This window comes from Undibacterium hunanense, from assembly GCF_014284335.1.
GTDB classification, from domain to species: domain Bacteria; phylum Pseudomonadota; class Gammaproteobacteria; order Burkholderiales; family Burkholderiaceae_D; genus Undibacterium; species Undibacterium hunanense.
Genome location: NZ_JACOGF010000002.1, coordinates 102741 through 123223, shown reverse-complemented (window position 1 = coordinate 123223; position 20483 = coordinate 102741). Strand labels below are relative to the sequence as shown.

At 51.4% G+C, this 20483-nt stretch carries 21 protein-coding genes; 9 read left to right on the top strand and 12 right to left on the bottom strand.

The features are described from left to right. Positions 1 to 470: 470 nt before the first annotated feature. Positions 471 to 809: a TonB family protein gene (locus H8L32_RS03760; RefSeq protein ID WP_186945847.1), complete on the top strand. Its 339-nt coding sequence runs from the start codon at positions 471 to 473 to the stop codon at positions 807 to 809. 50 nt (positions 810 to 859) lie between these two features. On the opposite strand, the gene H8L32_RS03755 is transcribed toward H8L32_RS03760, so the two are convergent. The 3 genes from H8L32_RS03755 to H8L32_RS03745 all read right to left on the bottom strand — a co-directional run bounded on the left by H8L32_RS03755 (position 860) and on the right by H8L32_RS03745 (position 2655). Then, on the bottom strand, positions 860 to 1741 hold the full coding sequence (locus H8L32_RS03755) for an AraC family transcriptional regulator (protein WP_329605152.1): 882 nt from the start codon (positions 1739 to 1741) through the stop codon (positions 860 to 862). Between the two features lie 90 nt (positions 1742 to 1831). Further along, positions 1832 to 2116 (bottom strand): hypothetical protein, encoded by a 285-nt coding sequence (locus H8L32_RS03750; RefSeq protein WP_186945846.1) that lies wholly within the window; start codon positions 2114 to 2116, stop codon positions 1832 to 1834. A 2-nt stretch (positions 2117 to 2118) separates the two neighbouring features. Then, entirely contained in the window at positions 2119 to 2655 is a 537-nt protein-coding gene (locus tag H8L32_RS03745; RefSeq protein WP_186945845.1) for an SRPBCC family protein, read from the bottom strand. A gap of 223 nt (positions 2656 to 2878) precedes the next feature. Here H8L32_RS03745 and H8L32_RS03740 point away from each other — a divergent pair, with 223 nt between their 5' ends. Together H8L32_RS03740 and dbpA are read left to right on the top strand one after the other, a co-directional pair. Continuing rightward, positions 2879 to 4525, top strand: a complete 1647-nt coding sequence (locus tag H8L32_RS03740) for a DUF4214 domain-containing protein (RefSeq protein WP_186945844.1) — start codon at positions 2879 to 2881, stop codon at positions 4523 to 4525. Positions 4526 to 4945: 420 nt separating this feature from the next. After that, a complete protein-coding gene (gene dbpA, locus H8L32_RS03735) occupies positions 4946 to 6331 on the top strand; it encodes an ATP-dependent RNA helicase DbpA (RefSeq protein WP_186945843.1) in 1386 nt (461 codons plus the stop codon). Between the two features lie 14 nt (positions 6332 to 6345). On the opposite strand, the gene H8L32_RS03730 is transcribed toward dbpA, so the two are convergent. The 3 genes from H8L32_RS03730 to H8L32_RS03720 all read right to left on the bottom strand — a co-directional run bounded on the left by H8L32_RS03730 (position 6346) and on the right by H8L32_RS03720 (position 8972). Beyond that, a complete protein-coding gene (locus H8L32_RS03730; protein ID WP_186945842.1) occupies positions 6346 to 7164 on the bottom strand; it encodes an arylamine N-acetyltransferase family protein in 819 nt (272 codons plus the stop codon). Next, a complete protein-coding gene (locus tag H8L32_RS03725; RefSeq protein ID WP_186945841.1) occupies positions 7154 to 7669 on the bottom strand; it encodes a flavodoxin family protein in 516 nt (171 codons plus the stop codon). Before H8L32_RS03725 ends, H8L32_RS03730 begins: the two co-directional genes overlap by 11 nt. Before the next feature lie 325 nt (positions 7670 to 7994). After that, positions 7995 to 8972, bottom strand: a complete 978-nt coding sequence (locus tag H8L32_RS03720; RefSeq protein ID WP_186945840.1) for an NAD-dependent epimerase/dehydratase family protein — start codon at positions 8970 to 8972, stop codon at positions 7995 to 7997. A 139-nt stretch (positions 8973 to 9111) separates the two neighbouring features. Here H8L32_RS03720 and H8L32_RS03715 point away from each other — a divergent pair, with 139 nt between their 5' ends. Continuing rightward, complete coding sequence (locus H8L32_RS03715) at positions 9112 to 10026, top strand: LysR family transcriptional regulator (protein WP_186945839.1); 915 nt, start codon at positions 9112 to 9114, stop codon at positions 10024 to 10026. A gap of 19 nt (positions 10027 to 10045) precedes the next feature. Here the strand turns inward: H8L32_RS03715 and H8L32_RS03710 are convergent, their stop codons facing one another. Continuing rightward, positions 10046 to 10531 carry a GNAT family N-acetyltransferase gene (locus H8L32_RS03710; protein WP_186945838.1) on the bottom strand — a complete coding sequence of 162 codons (486 nt, stop codon included), beginning with the start codon at positions 10529 to 10531 and terminating at the stop codon, positions 10046 to 10048. Next, positions 10524 to 11126: an SIS domain-containing protein gene (locus H8L32_RS03705; RefSeq protein ID WP_186945837.1), complete on the bottom strand. Its 603-nt coding sequence runs from the start codon at positions 11124 to 11126 to the stop codon at positions 10524 to 10526. Before H8L32_RS03705 ends, H8L32_RS03710 begins: the two co-directional genes overlap by 8 nt. Positions 11127 to 11393: 267 nt before the next feature. Here H8L32_RS03705 and H8L32_RS03700 point away from each other — a divergent pair, with 267 nt between their 5' ends. Together H8L32_RS03700 and H8L32_RS03695 are read left to right on the top strand one after the other, a co-directional pair. Next, the gene (locus H8L32_RS03700; RefSeq protein ID WP_186945836.1) at positions 11394 to 12662 is read left to right on the top strand and encodes a glycerate kinase type-2 family protein; all 1269 of its coding nucleotides are present in this window, start codon (positions 11394 to 11396) and stop codon (positions 12660 to 12662) included. Between the two features lie 194 nt (positions 12663 to 12856). Further along, the gene (locus tag H8L32_RS03695) at positions 12857 to 14863 is read left to right on the top strand and encodes a hypothetical protein (RefSeq protein ID WP_186945835.1); all 2007 of its coding nucleotides are present in this window, start codon (positions 12857 to 12859) and stop codon (positions 14861 to 14863) included. Between the two features lie 45 nt (positions 14864 to 14908). On the opposite strand, the gene H8L32_RS03690 is transcribed toward H8L32_RS03695, so the two are convergent. Both H8L32_RS03690 and H8L32_RS03685 read right to left on the bottom strand, forming a co-directional pair. After that, a complete protein-coding gene (locus H8L32_RS03690) occupies positions 14909 to 15295 on the bottom strand; it encodes a VOC family protein (protein WP_186945834.1) in 387 nt (128 codons plus the stop codon). Positions 15296 to 15378: 83 nt separating this feature from the next. Beyond that, complete coding sequence (locus H8L32_RS03685; protein ID WP_186945833.1) at positions 15379 to 15750, bottom strand: GtrA family protein; 372 nt, start codon at positions 15748 to 15750, stop codon at positions 15379 to 15381. Positions 15751 to 15961: 211 nt separating this feature from the next. Here H8L32_RS03685 and H8L32_RS03680 point away from each other — a divergent pair, with 211 nt between their 5' ends. The 3 genes from H8L32_RS03680 to H8L32_RS03670 all read left to right on the top strand — a co-directional run bounded on the left by H8L32_RS03680 (position 15962) and on the right by H8L32_RS03670 (position 18113). Next, on the top strand, positions 15962 to 16279 hold the full coding sequence (locus tag H8L32_RS03680) for a hypothetical protein (protein ID WP_186945832.1): 318 nt from the start codon (positions 15962 to 15964) through the stop codon (positions 16277 to 16279). 51 nt (positions 16280 to 16330) lie between these two features. Next, on the top strand, positions 16331 to 17218 hold the full coding sequence (locus H8L32_RS03675) for a sensor histidine kinase (protein WP_186945831.1): 888 nt from the start codon (positions 16331 to 16333) through the stop codon (positions 17216 to 17218). 88 nt (positions 17219 to 17306) lie between these two features. Continuing rightward, positions 17307 to 18113, top strand: coding sequence for a LytR/AlgR family response regulator transcription factor (locus tag H8L32_RS03670; RefSeq protein WP_186945830.1), 807 nt, complete (start codon positions 17307 to 17309; stop codon positions 18111 to 18113). Positions 18114 to 18143: 30 nt separating this feature from the next. On the opposite strand, the gene H8L32_RS03665 is transcribed toward H8L32_RS03670, so the two are convergent. Together H8L32_RS03665 and H8L32_RS03660 are read right to left on the bottom strand one after the other, a co-directional pair. Beyond that, positions 18144 to 18962, bottom strand: a complete 819-nt coding sequence (locus tag H8L32_RS03665) for a basic secretory protein-like protein (protein ID WP_186945829.1) — start codon at positions 18960 to 18962, stop codon at positions 18144 to 18146. Further along, positions 18959 to 20338: a Rossmann-fold NAD(P)-binding domain-containing protein gene (locus H8L32_RS03660; protein WP_186945828.1), complete on the bottom strand. Its 1380-nt coding sequence runs from the start codon at positions 20336 to 20338 to the stop codon at positions 18959 to 18961. The genes H8L32_RS03665 and H8L32_RS03660 overlap by 4 nt, the downstream gene beginning before the upstream one ends. Positions 20339 to 20483 lie beyond the last annotated feature (145 nt).

Genomic DNA, 20483 nt, shown 5'->3' with positions numbered 1-20483 from the left:
TGAATTGAAGCCAATAATGAATTTCAGACGTCATTAATGGGCCGTAATGCCGTATGAAGATGGCGCATTGATCATGCTGAATAATAGGAAAAATTCAATCTTTTCATCTACTTATGAAAATAAATACTGCAATTGAAGCGTCTTGTTACAAATTATCGAAAAATATTTTCGCGTCGGCTGAGACTGCTTTTTGCACCAACGTGACCAGCAAAACGCAACATGGGCGCGCTTTACAGGTTTTTTTGCACAAGCACAGAGATTTTTTGAGAGGGTAAAGGAGAAATAAGCGCACCAAATTGATGCGATGCAGCAATTATGCTTTTTGGAAATAATGCCTATACGAATTATTGATTTTTTAGCTGCGTTGGCACGACGTATAGTGCAACCATCTGCTCGATTTAGTGGCAGTCAATTGCCCCAGGGGCAACAGCAAATTCATCGATCGCTTTCATTATTTTCAGGAGTTTATTATGTCCTCTCATTTCCGTCTGTATGCAATAGTATCGACTCTGGCTTTTGCTTTGGTCACCGCACCTGCATTCGCAGTAGAAACACGTAACCCATTTTTTGAAGCCGGTTGCGAAGCCCCATCTTATGATCAACGTGCTTTGACTGATGAGCAGGAAGGCCTGGTCAAACTGAGCTACATGCTGGATAAAAAAGGTGCAGTTGTCGATGCAAAAATCGTTGCTTCCAGCGGTTTCCGCAAACTCGATAAAGCATCCCTGCTGGCACTGAAAGCATGCCGCTTTCAGACTGGTGCAGCACAAGGCTGGAATGACCTGGCATTTGCCTGGACACTGAAATAATTGCCTGTCGGCTTGCGTCAGTCAGCAATGGCTGGCGCAAGCCGGTTGATTTAGTTCAAAGGCAAGAATATATCGGTCGTCATCTGATGTTCCGGCACATCCGGGTAAAAACTCAGACGCTGCAAAAACAGTGGGAAGTCACGCAGACTGGCGCCACTTTGCGGTAACCACTGGCTGTATAAAAACCTTACGCTGGCACCCAGCAAGGCATCCGAACCGGTATGCCGTAATACGGCACAAGATCCCTCTGGTATGGTTTTATTGACGATGCCCGCCGCATTTTCTGCTACCGGCGCTGGCACCGCTGCCCCCAGGTCAAAACGGTATTGACTGGGAATACAATTCTCAAGATCATCATAAATCAGGTTGAAGGTCGCGCTGATGGCGGGCGGCAATTTGTTTTGTTTGCGCCATGCGATAAATTTCTGAATGCTGCTGCTCAGCAGTACTGGGTCACCGCGATGTTCCAAGACAGCGATTCTGGTTGCGGGAAAGGCGATGATTTTCACATCATCAAGCTGGTGGTTGACTGACATATGCTGTTCTCTCATGTGATGTAGGGATAAGTAGCTGTTCTGCCAGGTGGTCCACTGTGGCTGTTTTCTGAAATGCGCCGGGCTTTGCCCCAGGCTTTTCTTGAACGCGCGAGAAAACGCCTCGCTGCTTTCATATCCGCTTTCTAGAGCAATATCGATGACCTGACGGTGCTCGCGAAAAGCCAGCGTATGCGCTGCTTTCTTGAATCGCAACAACTGCACATATCTGATTGCCGCGATGCCAAAGTAATCGGAAAACTGCCGGTGGAAATGAAATTTCGAAAATGCAGCGACTTCGCTCAAGGACTCTACCGACAAGTCTTCTTCCAGATGCTGGTCGATGTAATGCAAAACCTTCAGCATTCTGGTTTGATAAGCCACATCCCTAATATTCACTATGCTTCCCCCTGACAGATCACAGCTTACGCAGGCAGCATCATGCAGGCATGATCAGTCTTGCTCATTTTGGCTAATTTTTGATTCATTTTAATGATGGCGCAGCCGCTCCACCATGGCGCTTTCGCACAATTTGAATATCAGGTAAGCAATCATGGCGCCGCAAGAAGTGGCCAGCAGTTCCAGCAACTGCTGCAAGCCACCTTCGACCAGGCCTGCCCAGCCATTGTCCAGCAGATAATCAGCATTGGCACTGAACAGGTGTATCAGGTCAAAAGACAATTTGCCAAATACCAGAAAACTGAGTGTCAGCAAGACAAAGCAGGCCACACCGTGATCACATAGCCAGGCATAAAATTGACGTTGCCTGGCCATGTCTAATTTCCCGGAACAGGTGTCTCGACTATTTCTTTCAGACTCTGCAAGCCTTCATCGAATTTGCCGCCGACCATTTTGTCCATGTTGAAAAACAGGCCCATAAGCTTGGACATGAAATTGCTGGGGCCAAACATGGCATGGCTGACCACGGTCTTGCCCGCCCTGCTTTCCAGCTTGAATTCTATGGTGTTCTGAGCCGCAAAAGGTTTGTAGAAATTGATTTGCAGACGCAGGTAATCATGGGGGCGGGTTTCCAGAATTTCCATACGCCCGACACCCAGTTGCTTATTCCCCTGCCAGGCATATACCGCTCCGGGGCCGCTGTCATTACCACTATAACTGCGCTGGACCAGGGGATCGGCTTTTTCCCATGGCGACCAGGCTTCCCATGCATGGAAATCATTAATCAAGGGAAAAATCTGTTCGCTGCCAGCATTGATTTCCAGTGAACGTTCAACCCGGAAAGCATCCGGCAAAGACGCGACGTACAGCAGAAACGCGATGAGAAGAAGCACTACTATGGCAAATACCATCATGAGCTGACTCCAGGTTGGGGAAAGAAATACTGAGCTTAAAACGACAATGCCATTATTACCAGCTTCATGATACGAAAACCACGTAAGCACATTTTTTAGAACAAAAAACTTAAATAAATTGCCATAAAATTCATAATAAGCCCATGTTTCCCCGTTACAATAAGCAACAATACAGTGACCTTTCATGGTCCTGCGGTTCAACCAATTTTAATTTTCAATTGCTATGCCTACCCCTTACAACACCGTCCCCACAACCAATGTTCCATTGACGGGTGTGATCTTGATTGATGCGCTAATTGCAGGTGCCAAATGGGGTACCGGGCTGCACACGGGAATTTCACTCGCCTACAGTTTTCCATGGTCCACTGGTGACGCCTACTTTTTTGGTCACAATGGGTCCAGCTCTTATTCGACCACCGATGAACCCAATGCCAGCTCCCATGCTGCGTTAAACGCGGTACAGCAACAGTCAGCAGTAACCGCCATGCAGGCCTGGTCTGATGTTGCCAACATACAGTTCACCCAGGTTGCTGACAACAGCACCTCTGCCGGGGATATCCGGATTGGCATCACGTCTGCCACGGATAAGACCAGCACTGGCAGAACAGCTTGGGGCTGGGCGTATAACCCAAGCAATTATTATCCGGAAGGCGGCGATATCTGGATTTCCACCGCTTCCACCAAGGACACGGACTGGACGGTAGGCTCTTACAATTACCAGGCCATACTGCACGAACTGGGTCATGCGCTGGGCCTCAAGCATCCGTTTGAAGACGGTGTCATCATGCCGACCGCATTCGATACGCGGCAATACACCATCATGTCTTACACCAAGCAGGCAAATGACCTGTTCCTTACCGTTACTTATGGCGCGAACGGCAAACCGATTTTCACTTACGACAACATCGTGCCAGAAACGCCTATGGTGGCTGACATCGCCGCCATGCAAAATATGTACGGTGCCAACACGTCTTTCAAGACAGGCAATGATGTCTATACCTTTGCAACCGACAAGCCTTTCCTGAAAACGATATGGGATGCAGGTGGCAATGACACGATTTCGGTTGCCAATTTCACTCTGGCTTGCAAGATTGACCTGACACCAGGCAATTATTCTGACATACGCATGGTTTCTTCCCCTATCCCTTCCGGATATGTCGGAGGAACCGTACCTACCTATACCGGCGTAGGCAACCTGGGTATTGCCTACGGAGCCTTTATAGAGAATGCCATAGGCGGTGCCGGCGACGACACCCTGATAGGCAACTCCATCAACAATAGTTTTACCGGCAACGGTGGCAATGACACGATAGATGGTGGCCTGGGTCTGGATACAGCCATCTACAACGGCGTGCACACCAACTACACTGTGACCGCCGTCAGCAACACCGCCTTCATCAAGGCAAAAACCGGCACCGATGGCGCAGATAATCTGATCAATGTGGAACGTCTGCAGTTCAGCGACGAAAACATTGCGCTGGATATCACCGGCACTGCCGGCCAGGCGTATCGCCTGTATCAGGCCGCCTTTGACCGCAAGCCGGACATGCTGGGCCTGGGTTACTGGATTGCCGACATGGACAAAGGTTCCAGTCTGACCACGGTAGCAGCAGGCTTCATGCAATCGGCTGAATTCAAGAAGCTATATGGCAGCACACCAAGCAATTCCACCCTGGTCACGAATTTTTACCAGAATGTCCTGCACCGTGCGCCCGACCAGTCCGGCTTCAATTACTGGCTGGATCAGCTCAATACCAACAAGATCACTGCAGCCGGTGCACTCGCCAGTTTTTGCGAGAGTACCGAAAACCAGGCACTGGTAATCGGTGCCATACAGAACGGCATAGAATATCTGCTCTGGCAAGCCTGATACGCAATCGAAGGCGCGCAGCTTGTCTATAAGCTGATAACAAAGCCCGCATTGCGGGCTTTGTTGTTATTGCCACAAGCGTTTCACTACTAGGACTGGCGCAAAATTATCTCAGCAAGACTATCGCTAAAGGAGACTTCCCTCATAAGGGAAGTCTGTTACGTCGGCAGGCAACGTGTTGCCTGAAACACCGACTACACCGCCAGCGACGAAGGCAGTACTTTAGTACCGAATCTTGCTAAATGCGGAGCTGCAACGCGGCTGAGGCGATTTTGCGCCAGTCCTAACTATAAAGCTTTCCCACCACTTCGCCTGCTTCACCTACAATGGCGGCATATCCTGTGGAACTGCCATCAGCCCGCCCTTGGTCACGCAATGGCACGTCGGCACAACCGCCACCTCTATTTTGAAATTATTCCCATGTCTGCACCTACCGCCTTTAGTTCCTTGTCCCTGTCCGCCCCCATGCTCAGTAATCTGGAAAGCCTGGGTTACAAGGAAATGACCGCCATACAGGCGGCCAGCCTGCCAGTCATCCTGCAACAGCAGGACCTGATTGCCCAGGCCAAAACTGGCAGCGGCAAAACTGCAGCCTTTGGCCTCGGGATACTGGCAAAACTGAATCCCACCTATTTTGCGGTACAGGGCCTGGTGATCTGTCCGACCCGCGAGCTGGCAGACCAGGTGGCAAACGAATTACGCCGTCTGGCCAGAGCCATAGAAAACGTCAAGATCATCACTCTTTGCGGTGGTACCGCCATGCGCCCACAAATCGCTTCACTGGAACACGGTGCGCATATCGTTGTCGGTACACCAGGGCGGCTGATAGACCATATCAGCCGTGGCACCATCAACCTGAAAACTGTCCAGACTCTGGTGCTGGATGAAGCCGACCGCATGGTAGACATGGGCTTTTATGATGATATCTATAACATTGTCGAAGCAACTTCACCACGTCGGCAAACCCTGCTGTTTTCTGCCACCTACCCGGATAATATCCGCAAGGCCAGCGAGCAGTTATTGCGTGAGCCGGTAGAAATCAAGGTCGAATCGCAACATGCGGCCAACCATATCGAACAACTGTTTTATCTGGTCACGCCGGAAGAACGCAACGCCGCCGTTGCGCAACTGCTGCATCACTATCAACCGGCATCCACCATCGCTTTTTGCAATACCAAAATCCATTGCCGTGAACTGACAGAAGAATTGCATGCCCAGGGCATCAGCGCCCTGGCCCTGCATGGTGACCTGGAACAACGCGACCGTGATGAAGTGCTGATCCGGTTTGCCAACCAGAGTTGCTCGGTACTGGTAGCCACCGACGTTGCCGCCCGTGGCCTCGACATACAGACCCTGGGTGCCGTCATCAACGTCGATGTATCCAAAGATACCGAAGTGCATATCCATCGCATAGGCCGCACTGGTCGCGCCGGTGAAAAAGGCCTGGCACTAAGCCTGGCAACACCGGGTGAAAAGAAATGGGTGAAGCTGATAGAAGAATATCAGGGTGAAGCCGTCACCTGGGCCGACATCCATGAACTACAGAATCAGGATGCACAACACCTCGAAGCACCGATGATGACCGTCTGCATCATGGGCGGTAAAAAAGACAAGCTACGTCCCGGTGACCTGCTGGGTGCGCTGACGGCAGACCTGGGCCTGAAAAAAGAACAGGTAGGCAAAATCAATGTATCTGAATTTGTCACCTATGTCGCACTGGACCGCCATGTTGCCGTCAAGACCGTAGACCGCTTGAGCCGCACGAATATCAAGGGCAGGCAATTCAGGATGCGCATCATCGACTGAAGCCATCAACAGTTTCACGCCGGGTGGCGCGCCATCAGTTTTTGTATGTTGGCATCAACTGCAAGATGAATACCAAAATGCTCCTGTAACAGCCTGCGGTATTCATCTGCATCATGGATGGTACGCACGTGCCGCTCACCACGTTCGGTAGTAATGCATTTGTTGTTGGAGATACTGATGCGCCCTTCCGGGGTGGCAATTGAGCAAATGGTTTTTTGCGTGAAATGCGATAGTGGCGAAGTCTGCTGGTACAGGCACATCGCCTCAAATTCGCCAATCCCGAAAGCCTGCAAGGAAAAGCAAAATTGCGGCTGCATGTCCTTACCATCCTTGCCATCCTTGCCCTGCATCAGCCTGAAGCAGGCCGTACCGGGTTCAGCCTGTACCTGATAATGCATACCCAATTCAGTGATAGCATGGCCATTCATGTTCAGCGGTGCACGGAAACTGTCACCAAACCCGACGTCGGCGATCCAGCTTTGCCCATCCAGCAGGACCTGTATCAGCATGTGATCAAAATCCGGTCCATAATCTTTGCCATTGAATACCCGGGCAGAAATGAGGCTGGTCTGGAAACCGAAAGCCTGTAACAACAAGCTGAATGCCTGGTTCATTTCATAACAAAAACCACCGCGCTGCTGTTGCAACAGCTTGTCCAGCAATGCCGGTGTGGATAAATCCAGCTTGCGACCCAGACTGATATCCAGGTTTTCAAACGGGATGTGCTGCAAGTGGGTAGCATGCAAAGCGGTCAGCACTTCCAGCGTCGCTGCACGCGCCCCGGTGTAGGCAATTCTGGCCAGGTAAGCCTGTATCTGCGTTTCATTCAGCATGCAGCCCCCGGCAAAAACTGTCGATGGCCTTTACATGCTGTTCATGAATAAAATCTTCATCGCAACTGGCATACAGCATGCCGTCATACTGCATGCCCAGATACGCAAAACTGTGTGTAAATACCTGTTCGAAACAATCTGCTGGGACGGCATCTGAACCAGTGGCGAGAACCGCAGCCCGCTTGCTGCGCAACTGGCGGCCCAGTGGCTTGTCAATTTTCAGCAGATCAGACAACCTGTCCATGAATATTTTCATGCTGCCACTGGGGGCATACCAGTAGACAGGGCTGGCCAGGATGATGCGCTCATAAGTCAGAACTTCGCGGATCAGGCCAGGAAAATCATCGCCCTGATTCTGAAAGGCGTAATCAAAGGGTTTGATCTGATAACGATTGAGGTCCAGCAGGCCGGCCTGCAGTTTATCAGCCAGCGCCTGCGCCAGATGATAAGTGTTACCCGGATTACGCGCGCTGCCGAGCAGGATGACGGTAGATAGTTCTGACATCGGAATAAGCTGAAGCCAAAGAAGCCCTGAATATACGCCGATGTCCGGTTTCTTGCAGAAGGCGGTGCTGATTGCTGTCTGTCCTGGCTTGCATGAACATGTTTCACAGTTTTACAGTTGAGACTTACGCAAACCAGCAGCGCTGCGCATCAAACCTACGTAGGTACGATTAGCGTAGCGTAATCGTACGTATGTTGTCCCTGAAAATGACCAAGACGTTTCAAATTTTCTTGCCTTCTATCCGACAAGAGGAAATTCACTGTTCTGTATTTCCATCAGCAAATCAACAGCCGAAGAAAGCAAGCCGTGATGGACATGCGTACGATTACGCTACGCTAATCGTACCTACGTCCTGAGCATTCTTCACATACGGACGCAAGGCCTCCTGCAAGCTGCTGCCGGTCAGCTTGCCCAGCAATTTTTCCAGCTTGTCGCCACTTAACTGATGTGGCCGCTGCCACAGGTAGCGCATTTTGATGGCTGCCTTCAACATGGGTGAAAACAGGGCGATGCAATTCATCAGCCACCAGGGCATGGCTTTGGCTCTGAGCTTGCGGCCACTCAGTTGTTCCAGCGCCGCGTGCACGTCCCTGCCAGTGGCGGTAATGCCGGGGTAATGGATGATATCGAATGCAGGCAGTGCGTCACGCTGCCCGGCCAGACGTACAAATACGTTTGCCAGGTCCGGCAGGTAAGCCCAGGCATGCGGCAGATCGTCGGGACCCATGTGGGTCACCACACCTTTATCCAGCGATTTGGTGATTGCCATGTCCAGCCAGGTACCGCTGCCACCGATAAAATCTCCTGCGCGCACAACAACACAGCGCAAACCCTTGCGGCTGGCGTCGGCCAGGCTCTGTTCCATGGCGATTCTTTGTGCCGCCTTGGGGGTATTGGCGGCAAAAGGTGTATTTTCACTGAGCACCGCTGGTAATTCTTTGCCAAAGTTGTACACATTACCTGGCACCATCAGCAAGGCCCCACTCGCCATAGCGATACGGATGACAGCATCCGTCACGGGTGGCAACAGCGTCTCCCAGCGCGTGTAGTCAGGATTGATGGCGTGGATCACCACATCCACCCTGGGCACCGCAGCCAGGATGCGTGCCGTATCCAAAGCGTCACATTGCAGGTATTCAACATCCTTTGCAGCCAGGTCCGCCATGGGTGAACGTGCCTGCGCAATCACCCTCCAGCCAGCAGCGGCAAAAGCCTGTACCGCAGCATGACCAAAACGGCCACGTGCACCCAGAACCAATACGGATGGTCGCTCTGGCAATGTGGATGGCGTATTCAGATTCATATTCGTTTCCCTGGTAAATTTGATGAACTGGTGTGGTATGTATTCTCAAACAGCAAAGAAGTATTTACAATCGACATGGATGCATAGGTTTTATGCATATTTGAATACCATCTTCAATTCCCAGATGTCTGGAATGCCTATGCCTGATCTGCAATTTGACCCTGGCCAAACCGACTGGAACCTGATCCGTGGCTTTATTGCGGTGGTGGAACAGGGTTCACTCACGCGGGCGGCTGAAGTGCTGGGACTCAGCCAGCCAACCTTGTCGCGCCAGATCGCTGAACTGGAAAAAGCGCTGGGGACACCCCTGTTTGAACGCGTGGCACGTGGCCTGAAGCTGACCGCAGCAGGCGACAGACTGGTAGAACCCGCACGCCACATGATGACCGCTGCCCGCGCCCTCGGCATGGCAGCCGCCTCGCAAGACAACAGTCTGCAAGGGACGGTCAGGATTACAGCCAGTGAAATGGTATCGGCGTTTGTGCTGCCGCCTTTATTGTGTGAGCTTGCCCGGCAGCACCCGGAAATCCAGATTGAAGTGGTCGCCAGCAATCAGGTCAGCAACCTGCTGGAACGCGAAGCCGATATCGCCATCCGCATGGTCAGGCCAGTGCAGAGCGCCCTGATCGCGCGTCACCTGACTGACTGGCCGATAGGCATGTATGGGCATCGCGACTACCTGGCCAGTTTACCAGACAAAAATCAGCTTGCTGCCTTGCCGCTGATGAAACAGTTTCGCTGGCTGGGCATGGATCAGTCCGACCAGTACATCGCTGGTTTTCGCGATGCAGGCATACAGATAGACCGCCATTTCTTTGACTTCAGGTGTGATAATCACCTGGTCAACTGGCAAGCCATCTTGCAGGGACTGGGCATAGGCATAGCCATGCGCTGGCTGGCAGAACGCCATGAAGGACTGGAACAGGTGCTGGTGGACCAGCCTCTGCCAGCCTTGCCGGTATGGCTGACTACTCACCGTGAATTGAAATCCAGCAAACGCATCCGCACCGTATTTGATTTTCTGGCAGATGGCTTGCTGGAACAGCGCTTCTAGCTTCTAATCACGTCAATTTTCAAGCCAGTTGCAGCACATAAGAACGATTCGTCCCGGATTCTGGTGGCGGATTTTCTGCCGCGCACCAGCCCATGGATTCATACAAACGAATGGCGCTGTCCATGCTATCCCAGGTATCCAGGTGCAAGACGCGGAAACCAGCCTGTCTGGCGGCTGTCAACGCTTGTGTCAGCAAAGCCCGGCCAACGCCCAGGCCACGGCAAGCCTGGCTGACATGAAAACCGAACAACTTGGCTTGCCCGTCAGACAAGGCTTCCAGCGCCAGACAGCCGACCACTTCATCATCGAGTTCGGCCACCAGTTCTATGGCATTGCTGCTGTCTGGCAAACCGGCAGCCCCGATGGCGGCATCCAGTCCAGAAAATTCAACACTGATGCCAAAATCGGCCAGCGATGCAGCAACGATTTTGCGTATCTGGGCGTTGTCTTGCTGAACGGCGCGGCGTATCCGGATTGTCGCCTGCTTTACCCGCTGCTCAGGCATAATTTTGCGGGAAAAAATGACGTTCCACCATCTCGATCAGGATATGCAAGACCTTGATATGCAACTCCTGCACGCGGTCGGCAAATTGTCCGCCGGGTGTGCAAATGTAGGTGCTACTTAATTTTTCCAGCACTTCACTGCGTCGGCCACTGAGTATGATGACGTGCATGCCACGCGCCTGCGCCACTTCTGCCGCACGAATCACATTCTTGCTGGTGCCGCTGGTGCTCAGGGCCAGCAGACAGTCTCCGGCGCGACCATGAGCTTCTATGAAACGGGAAAATACCTGTTCATAACCCATATCATTACTGACACAACTCAGATGCCCAGCATCGCTGATGGCCATGGCGGCCAGCGCTGGCCTGTCCTTGCGATAACGCCCAGTCAGCTCTTCAGCAAAATGCATGGCGTCACACATGGAACCGCCATTGCCGCAGCTATACACACGTCCCTGATTTTCAAATACCCCTATCAATAGCCGGGCCGCCTGTTCTATCGAGGCAAGTGCCTCTTCATTGGCCAGCAAATTATCCAGCGCCACCTTTGCTTCGTGCAGGCTGGCGAATATATGCTGTCTGTTATTTTCTACTGTCATAACGCACCGCTCAGTTTAATTGAATGAAAGATTTAACCACAAAACGGGTGACTACCCCCGGATACAAAAATGTCTACCCGTTGATGCCTGTCATATGTCCTGGCCATACACGAAAAATTTTCACTCCATGACAGGCAATTTGGCGGCATCCTGTCAGGCAACCTTTATTTTGTTTGAAATTTAGTTTGAATAGCAGGCGGTAGAGGCTACGACAAGGCCGCTATGCCATTTGATATCAAACACCTGCAATGTAATGAAAGCCATACTATGAGCACCCTCGCCCCTCGCCAGTTCCTGCTTGACCTGTACAGCAGCGCCGTTGCTGCCGTCAGCGCAGAAAAATGTCTGCCTGCGTTTTTGCCCGCACCGCCTGCGCAGGGGCGCACGCTGGTCATCGGTGCCGGCAAAGGTGCAGCAGCGATGGCCAGAGTGGTAGAAGATCATTGGCAAGGTGAACTGTCCGGCCTGGTGGTGACACGCTATGGTCACGGTGCAGACTGCCGCAAGATAGAGGTTGTAGAAGCCGCCCACCCAGTACCCGACGAAGCAGGCAAACAGGCCGCCGCCCGCATACTGAACATGGTGCAGGGCTTAAGCAAAGATGACCTGGTGCTGTGCCTGATCTCTGGCGGCGGCTCTGCCTTGCTGGCCTTGCCTGCGGACGGTATCAGCCTGGAACAAAAACAGGCCATCAACAAGGCCTTGCTGAAAAGCGGAGCCGCGATTTCTGAAATGAATTGCGTGCGCAAGCATTTGTCGGCCATCAAGGGTGGCCGTCTGGCACTGGCCTGCGCCCCGGCACGGGTAGTGACCCTGCTGATATCCGATGTACCCGGTGACGAACCCGGCATCATCGCCAGCGGCCCCACCCTGCCTGATGCAACAAGCTGTGCAGAAGCCCTGGCGATCTTGCGCAAATACGACATCGCCATCCCGACAGAAATTTTGCAGCATCTGGAAAGCGGCAAAGGTGAAACCCCCAAGCCCGACGACCCGCGCTTTAACGGCCATAGCCATCACATCATCGCCACCGCTCAGGAAGCACTTGAGGCTGCTGCTGCCACGGCACGTGCAGCCGGCATTACCCCCTATATTTTGTCGGATGGCATAGAAGGCGAAGCACGCGATGTGGCGCTGGTGCATGCCGCCATCGCAAAGCAGATCGCCAAACATGGTCAGCCATTTCAAAAACCTTGCGTGCTGATTTCCGGTGGTGAAACCACCGTCACCGTGCGTGGCAAGGGCCGTGGTGGCCGTAACGCAGAATTCTTGCTGAGCCTGGCAGTCGCGCTGGACAGCCATCCGGCTATCCATGCGATAGCCTGCGATACCGATGGCATCGATGGTTCCGAAGACAATGCCGGTGCCCTGTACGCACCTGACTCCATCACCCGTGCAGCAGCAAAACAGCTGCGCGCCCGCAACCTGCTGGACAACAACGATGGCTACGGCTTTTTCAGCGCCCTGGATGACCTGGTCGTCAGCGGCCCTACGCGCACCAATGTCAATGATTTCAGGGCGATATTGATACTATAAAACACAAAGCCTGCTCCCCCAGACCATATTTGCAAATGGGATCGCCAGCAGGCATGGCGATCCATCTTCGTTACAAATAAATCACTTCCTGGCAAGCCTGGTCTTGCCATCCTGGCATACAATCCTGGAAACTTCTTTTTGCAATATCCGTGTCATCGCGCCCCCTAATTTGATCCCTCCCCCTAAGGATGTCCATGAATGCTGTTGTCGCCGCGCCAATGCCTACTCTTTTCCGTTCCAATTCCTCGCGCACGCATGCGGCCAGACCGGCGTTAGGATTTCGTACCGGTATCAGCCCGGCCCTGGCTTATCCGGAAACCATGGAAAATCAGGCGCTGGCGGTAGCGGCTGACGGTAGTATCTGGACACTGACCATGAATTCAGTCGGACAATTCAGCCATAGCCTGGGCAGGCTGAACAAGGTTTGTGATAACAAACTCTACCGACCCACGCCTTTTGGTTTCCCCCACCATTTGGCACCGGTGAATTTTGAGCGGGCTTTTTTTATCCAGTCCAAAAACAATGCTGCCGTGGTGACGGAATATCAGCAGGACTTTCCTGAAGCAGATGGCTTTGTCAAATTTCTTGCCGCCTTACCAGACAATGACGTACCCAGCGCCATCAGTGCCGGATCGGATGGCTGCATGTGCGTACTGGGAAACAGTGGCAATGCCTGGCTCTACAAGGGCGCAGAGGGCTGGCAAAAGCTGGCTGCACCCGCGGGCACCAGGTTGCTACAGGTATCGGTCGGCGCTGCGGATTTCATTCTGGCACTGAACCGCCAGAATGGTCAGGATCAGTTGCTGCGCCTGCAAAATGGCACATGGGTGAAACACAATACCTTGCAGCATCAGGGTGTGACCTGGATAGGCGCGTGTGAGGGCAAGGAATATTGGTGGACCACGGCCGACATGCAAAAAGGTGGCGAACTGCATCTGATGCGCGAAGACGCCATTGTAAAAAGCTTCAACATACCGAAAGGAGCCGTGGGATTCGCGGCAGCTACTGTCCGCTCCTGTTATTTTTTCTCTTTCGAGCTCGGGGGATTCGTGCGGGCGGCAATGGGTATCATGGATCAGCCTGATCAGGCCTGGCCCAGCATGACCCCTGAACAAAAACAAATCTATAACGCCATGTCAAAAGATCTGGGCGTGGTAGATACAAAGGGAGTGCGTTCTCAATATACCAATATCAATTCCCCCATTTCGACCTGGTTTAGCACATTGACGGACATAGTCCGCCCCGAAAAATTTACTGTTACAGACTGGGAATTGGTCAGGGACCAGCTCAAGACTGAGCTGGCATATGTCCAGTCCATCAACACTCTGTCTATCAATGTTGGTTTGCTGAACCAGTCCGTCGGCCTGATCTATACCAATACCTATAATCAGGTCGTCAAACTGATGGGCCTGCCAGAAAAAACCTCCGAGCAACCATCCGGTGTCATCAACGTGATACTGGATCAGTTGGCGAACAAGCTGGAAGGGGCGCTGATCGACAAAGCGAAAACCTACATAGGATCGGAAGCGGTGGGCATTGCCATGGCCTGCTACAAGTTTGCCAACGACGAGATGGCAAAAAAACACAAGCTGGCGGATGGTACGGTCCCTCTGATTATTGCCTGCTCGGAACTGGCAGGCATCCTGAACGAGATCAACCTTGAAAGTGAAAAGGCACGCGGTACCTATCAAAAAGCCATACTGACCGACTGGGGCAAGCTCAGCGGCTGCGGTGAAGCAATAACCAGTGGGGTCTGGTACTGGTCGCCAGACACCAATTACACAGAAATCAAAAACCTGGGGCCATCAATTGCACTGAATTTTTATCAGTCCCTGATGCCAGTCAAATGGAAAATTATACTGTGCCAGGGCGTGCAGACTTACCAGCCGCCGCTCAACCCGTATATGCGCAATGTGCCACGCTATTCCCTGATGTTCAAAACGGTCAGCGATGACAAACAGAATAAAATCTATTGGTGGTGGGCCTGCACGGAAATCGGTGCCGGTGTCGAACAGCAAACCGATGGCCCTTTTCCGAATCAAAAACTGATGGAAGCAATTTTTGCCTTGCGTACCACGCCGCTGGATTTCTTTACCGGCCAGAACGGCTGGAAATTATCGGTAGCCACCGTACCTGGTTATCGCGCACCGCCAGAAGGCGTGGCGTGGCAAGCGTATGAAAATGCAGGATTTCCCTTCTAGAACGCATTTCATCAACAGGGATGAGATGCGTTCCAGACTAACGGCTCACTTCCAGACATTCACATCCCCGGCTTCATGAAAATCTGAACGCTGGGGATTGACGACACAAAAGCGGTGCCCGGTAGGTGCTTCCATCACCGTCCAGCGCTCCATGACCTGCACGATTTTGGCGCCCAGCTTTTCCAGGCGCCGCACTTCGGCCTGGATATTGTCTGTTTCTATATCCAGATGTACGCGGCTGGGGTGGCTAACCTTTTGCACCAGCAATCTTGCCTCTGCCTCTGGCACATCCAGGTGGACATACTTGGATGCCCATTCTTCATCAGACGCTATCGCCGTATATCCCAGTGCACCGGCCCAGAACGTGGCGGCCGGATTGATATCATCCACCTGGCAATCTATCACCAGACCTGCCAATCGACTTTTATGCATGAGTACCTCCGGTCAAAGTTTCTCTTATCAACGAAGCAATTTAGAGATAAACGGGCTAACACGTAGCAAGAACGTAGCAAAAATTACTTGAAAACCCATATTTTGCTACCCATAAAATTCCACAGGAAAACAATGCCGGTGATGAATATCTGTGAAATCCAGTAATTGACTTGCAGATGTGAAGTCAGGAACCACATCGCCACGACATTAAACAGAAAGCCCACACCCAGCACGGCAAAATATTTGGGGGCTAATGACAGATGCTCGCCATCGCTTTCAAAGGTGAAGAAATAATTCAATGCATAATTTAAGAGCGACCCCAACAGATAGCCCGTCGCCGAACAAATTGTAGGGGAAATATGCAAATACTCAACCCCCAGCCATAGCGTGATGTACTGGGTTGCCGTGCCACACAGGCCGACCATGGCAAATTTAATGAGTTCCTTGATAACCATCTTATTATTCTTTTAAGCAGAAACCGTCATTCTAACTAAAAAAGCCGGCATCCTTGCGTCTGCTTTCCATAGCGGGGTGAATACCCCGCCCCACTTATCTTCCCCCATTACCATTAAACCTCGTCATTACGCACTTGGTCGCAAGCTGCTGTCACCTGCAAACGGGTGTCGCTATAGTTACTACATCGCAGCAAACACAAGGGAGAGAAAAATGAACGCCCACACACCAGGCAACGACCTGATTACCGTCCAACACACCAACACAGAGGAAAACACCATGAACAACGCAAACAACAACTCTACACTCAACTTTATCAAAGATCTGGGTGAAACACTGGCCTACGTTGGTCAACATGCATTCGACTGGATCATGCAGGCATCCTGGAAAAAGCTGTTGCTGGTATCCTTGCTGACCATTCTCACCGGCGGCCTGATCCATCTGTCATCGCTGGCGAATACCGCAGTCTTTGGTGCCATTCTGGTGAAACTGTTTGCCAATAAAGACAAACAGACTTCTTCCCAGGTTTAATGACCGACCAGGCAAACAGGCTGGCAGTGAACAAGATATCGAGAAATGATCATGAACCACCACGACAACAATAAGGTGCTGGATTTAATCACGGATGTCACCGAAACGGTGAAAGTGCTGTGGTGGAAATTCTTTGACTGGCTGGCAGTCAAGTCATGGGCTTACCTGCTGATCATCGCACCACTGGCCCTGATCGCATTTGGCATGATAGGCCTGGGCGGACCGGTGTTCTTGCTGATTATTGTTTCCATCATCGTCAAGATCCTGGCTGGCGGTAAACGACGGGCTGAAATTGCAGCCACTGCAGCCGCCACACGCGCCGATGTAGAAGCACTGGAAAGAAGATTGCTGGAAGCCGAAATGGCTGCGCTGCAAGCCCAGATAGAACCGCATTTCCTGTTCAATACACTGGCCCTGATAGGGCAACTGATAGAAACCAATCCGGCGGAGGCCAGCAAGGTGCACCAGCACCTGATCAAATACCTGCGCTCTGCCCTGCCGCAAATGCGCGACAAGGGCAATGGCAAGCTGGGGCAGCAGATGGAAATGTGTCGCGCTTACCTCAACATCATGCAGGCACGCATGCAGGAACGCCTGACGTATCAGATAGAATTACCTGCCGAACTGGAGTTCTTGCCCTTCCCTTCCATGATGATACAAACCCTGGTGGAAAATTCCATCAAGCATGGACTGGAACCCAAGACCACAGGCGGACACATCTGCGTCACTGCCCAAAAAATGGATGAGCAATTGCGGGTCGAAGTCATTGATAATGGCATGGGTTTCAATCTGCATGCAGACGATGGCCTGGGTCTGAGCAATATCCGTGAACGCCTGAAAGTGCTGTATGCGGGCAAGGCCCAGCTCATCATTGAAGCACCGCAAAGCGGCGGCAGCATGGTAGCCATACAGATACCTCTGGACTTAAAAGCCGGATGACGTAATTAAGTGCAACACTAAAATAAAGCAATAAAGTACAGCACTAAAATAAAGCACTAAGGAAGCATTTTCAACATAAGGCCAAAGCATGTCAGCAATAGCAAGCGCGGTAGCAACCGCAATGATCGTTGATGATGAAACCCCGATGCGCGAGCAATTGCGCTCACGTCTGCAACAGGCATGGCCACAACTGTCCATCATTGCCGAAGCAGCGAATGGTATTGCCGCCATCGAACAGGCCGAAATTGACCGGCCCGACATCATCTTCCTGGACATACGCATGCCAGGTAAAAACGGCATAGAAGCTGCCAGCATCCTGGCCAAACAGGCGCTGATCGTCTTCGTCACCGCCTACGATGAATATGCGATACAGGCTTTCGAACGCGGCGCCATGGATTATTTATTAAAACCGGTAGAGGCCGAACGCCTGGCTGGTACCTGTGAGCGTCTACAACAACAGTTGGAACAGCGCCGACAAGATAAACAAGCACCCACCATCGTGCACAACCAGGCAGCGCAGGTAGAACAATTGCTGACCCAACTGATGCAGCATCAGGGCCAAAACCGCGAATACCTGCGCTGGATACAGGCCAGCGTGGGCAGTAGCCTGCGTATGGTCAGCGCCAAAGAAATTCTGTTTTTCCGTTCCGACGAAAAATACACCCTGGTACAAACCGAACAGGCAGAATTCCTGATACGCAAATCATTGAAGGAACTGGAAGACGAACTCGACCCCAAAGAATTCTGGCGCATACACCGTTCCACCCTGGTACGTATTTCTGCCATTGCCGAAGTAACGCGGGATTTTCGAGGCCGCCAGCTCATCGTGCTAAAAGGTCACACCGAGAAACTGGAAGTCAGCCGTAACCATATGCATCTGTTCCAGCAGATGTAAGGTAGAAGCTTTGCCTGCCTTCGACAGTATTCAGGGCTTGGCGGTCGCTGCTGTCACCAGCGTTGCCGCCCTGGATGCCCCGACAAATTCCTGCCACAAGATATCCAGCGTGCCACCGCCATACACAATAAACAGCTCCGGCGTATATTCACCCTTGCTGAGCGCCACGTTCAGCTTTTTGACGATGTCCTTGTCCTTGCTGACTTCCAGCCAGTACAGGAAACTGGACGCAACGGTGTAAGCCTTCAGATAACCCTGCTCCTTCAAACTGATGCCCTGCTTTTCCAGCATAAAAAAATACGGCGCATCAGGCTGATAGCCTGACAACTGGTCTTGCGCATTGATCTGCAAAGTGGCGCCGATATCTTTTTCAAAATACTTGTGGCGTACATAGTCAGCGATACCTTCCACCAGCCAGCCCACCTGTTGCTTCGAAGGCGGGTATTGCTGGTTGATATGCGTAATCTCATGCACCATCATGGCCTGAAAATTGTCAGGCATGACCGCCACCTGCTCAGCAGAAATGTAAATGCTATTGTCGCTGGCATAGGCAACAACATTTGCCAGTTCCGGCCCAAATCCCGGCATCAGCACAATTTCAACGTCCGTAAAAGGTAAAGCATGGCCTTCATCAAACAACAGACTATTGATCAACGGGTACCAGGTCTCCACCAGCCGCTGGCTTTGTTCCACACGGGCCAACACTGCTGGGCTGGGTTTGAATTCGGCCTGTGCCGGCTTAGCTGGCCCATCCACATTATCAGCAGCATGACTCGCCAGCGGCATGAAACAGCCCAGCAAGATTGGCAAAGTCAGGCGCACGAAACAGCGGGCTAATCGGTTTTTCATTTTGGTGAAGATCTCAAGTTGTCAGACATGATTGTCGCCTTTAGTCTGGCGCGGTCGCGCTGAACGTATCTGTAGAATTTTCTGATTCTATCTTCAGAGTCATAAGCAAGCTCAGGCAATATTTCATCAGACAGCACGCCATTTTCAAACAATAATTCAACCAGCTCCCGCCTATGCAAGGCACAGTTCATATTATGGTACATCAGCTCCAGCGGGGCCTTACAATCGGTCCCTGGATTGGCTTCATAAATAGCAATTAGCTCGGATGCAAAGAGGTGCAATTCATCAGCATTTTTTGAGCGGCCCATGATTTCAAGCAACATATCAACGTCACCAGGTTGATAGTTGCTGACCAGCAGTTGCAGATAAACCCAGGGTATCCTTACTGTAGTGAATTTCTTCAGTGCCAGTGCGCGGATATCGGCGCCGTTAAGATTACTCAATGCCAGTACCGCATTCTGCACAGCGCGCGTCTGAAAATCGATCTTTCCGCGCGCTATTTTTAACAGAGGCGCATAAGAAAATGGGAATTCGGTAGCGTAGAAAAATCGCAGATACTTGAATTTCTTTGCATCGTCCCTTGTTTCCAGAAAATTCCTGGCAACCTGTTCAATTTCTGCAACGGTCATCTTTTGAATCCGGGCATGATTGAAAAAAGCACGTGGTCTCTGGTTATGAATAATTTCCTCCACCTCATTCACAGTATATGGTGACATCTTTATTCGGGGCGAAGACGTTAATGGTTTGGAATCACCGATAAGCTCAAGGTAATTTTGAATAAAAGGATTATTCTTGGCAGCCTCGCTCAACTCTGAAAATACGTTCAGAGATTTATTTTCTTCTTGAAAATTCTCGACCAGCCAGCGATTTTCCCAATTTTCCCGCTCGTCAGGAGGAAGTTTTCCAATATGTTCAGCCATTCTGAACAAACCCTGTAAACCTTCGAGTTGCAGTACTTGAAATTCTCCGCAAGCATCAAAATCAGCATGGAAGGATTTTTCGAATCTCTGTATAAGCACTTCTTTCGCGCGAACAATTCCATCTTTGTACAACAAGACGGCGAGATCACAAAGCTGAGATAGATCATTCACTCCCCGCTTCCTGGCTTTCAGCTTTTGAAGAACAACATTTGCAATCAAATCTTTTTGTTTGGATCGTTTAATCAGGCGAAATAAATAATCTGCCCTACTGCCTTCGCATTGAGGGTCATTTGCCAGATTTTTAGTCGCCGCCGCAATAAGTTCTTTTGAAAAATCAACAGCGGGATATGCCTTCATGAGCAACATCGTTCTGCCCGTTCCCAGCGTCAGGGAATGAAAAAATTGTTTTTGCAATGCTGCGATGTTATCTGGATCTAAAGAAGTCTGTTTTTTCATGGAGGTGCTGGAAAGATGATTTCGCCTTCGGGACAAGACATGAAGTACTGAACAAGCATTTCAGTATTAGAAACCGGGGCAACACTACAGTACTCTCGCATTGAAGTGATGCTTTTACTTCCCGAAGGATTCTGTTTGTCGCGCT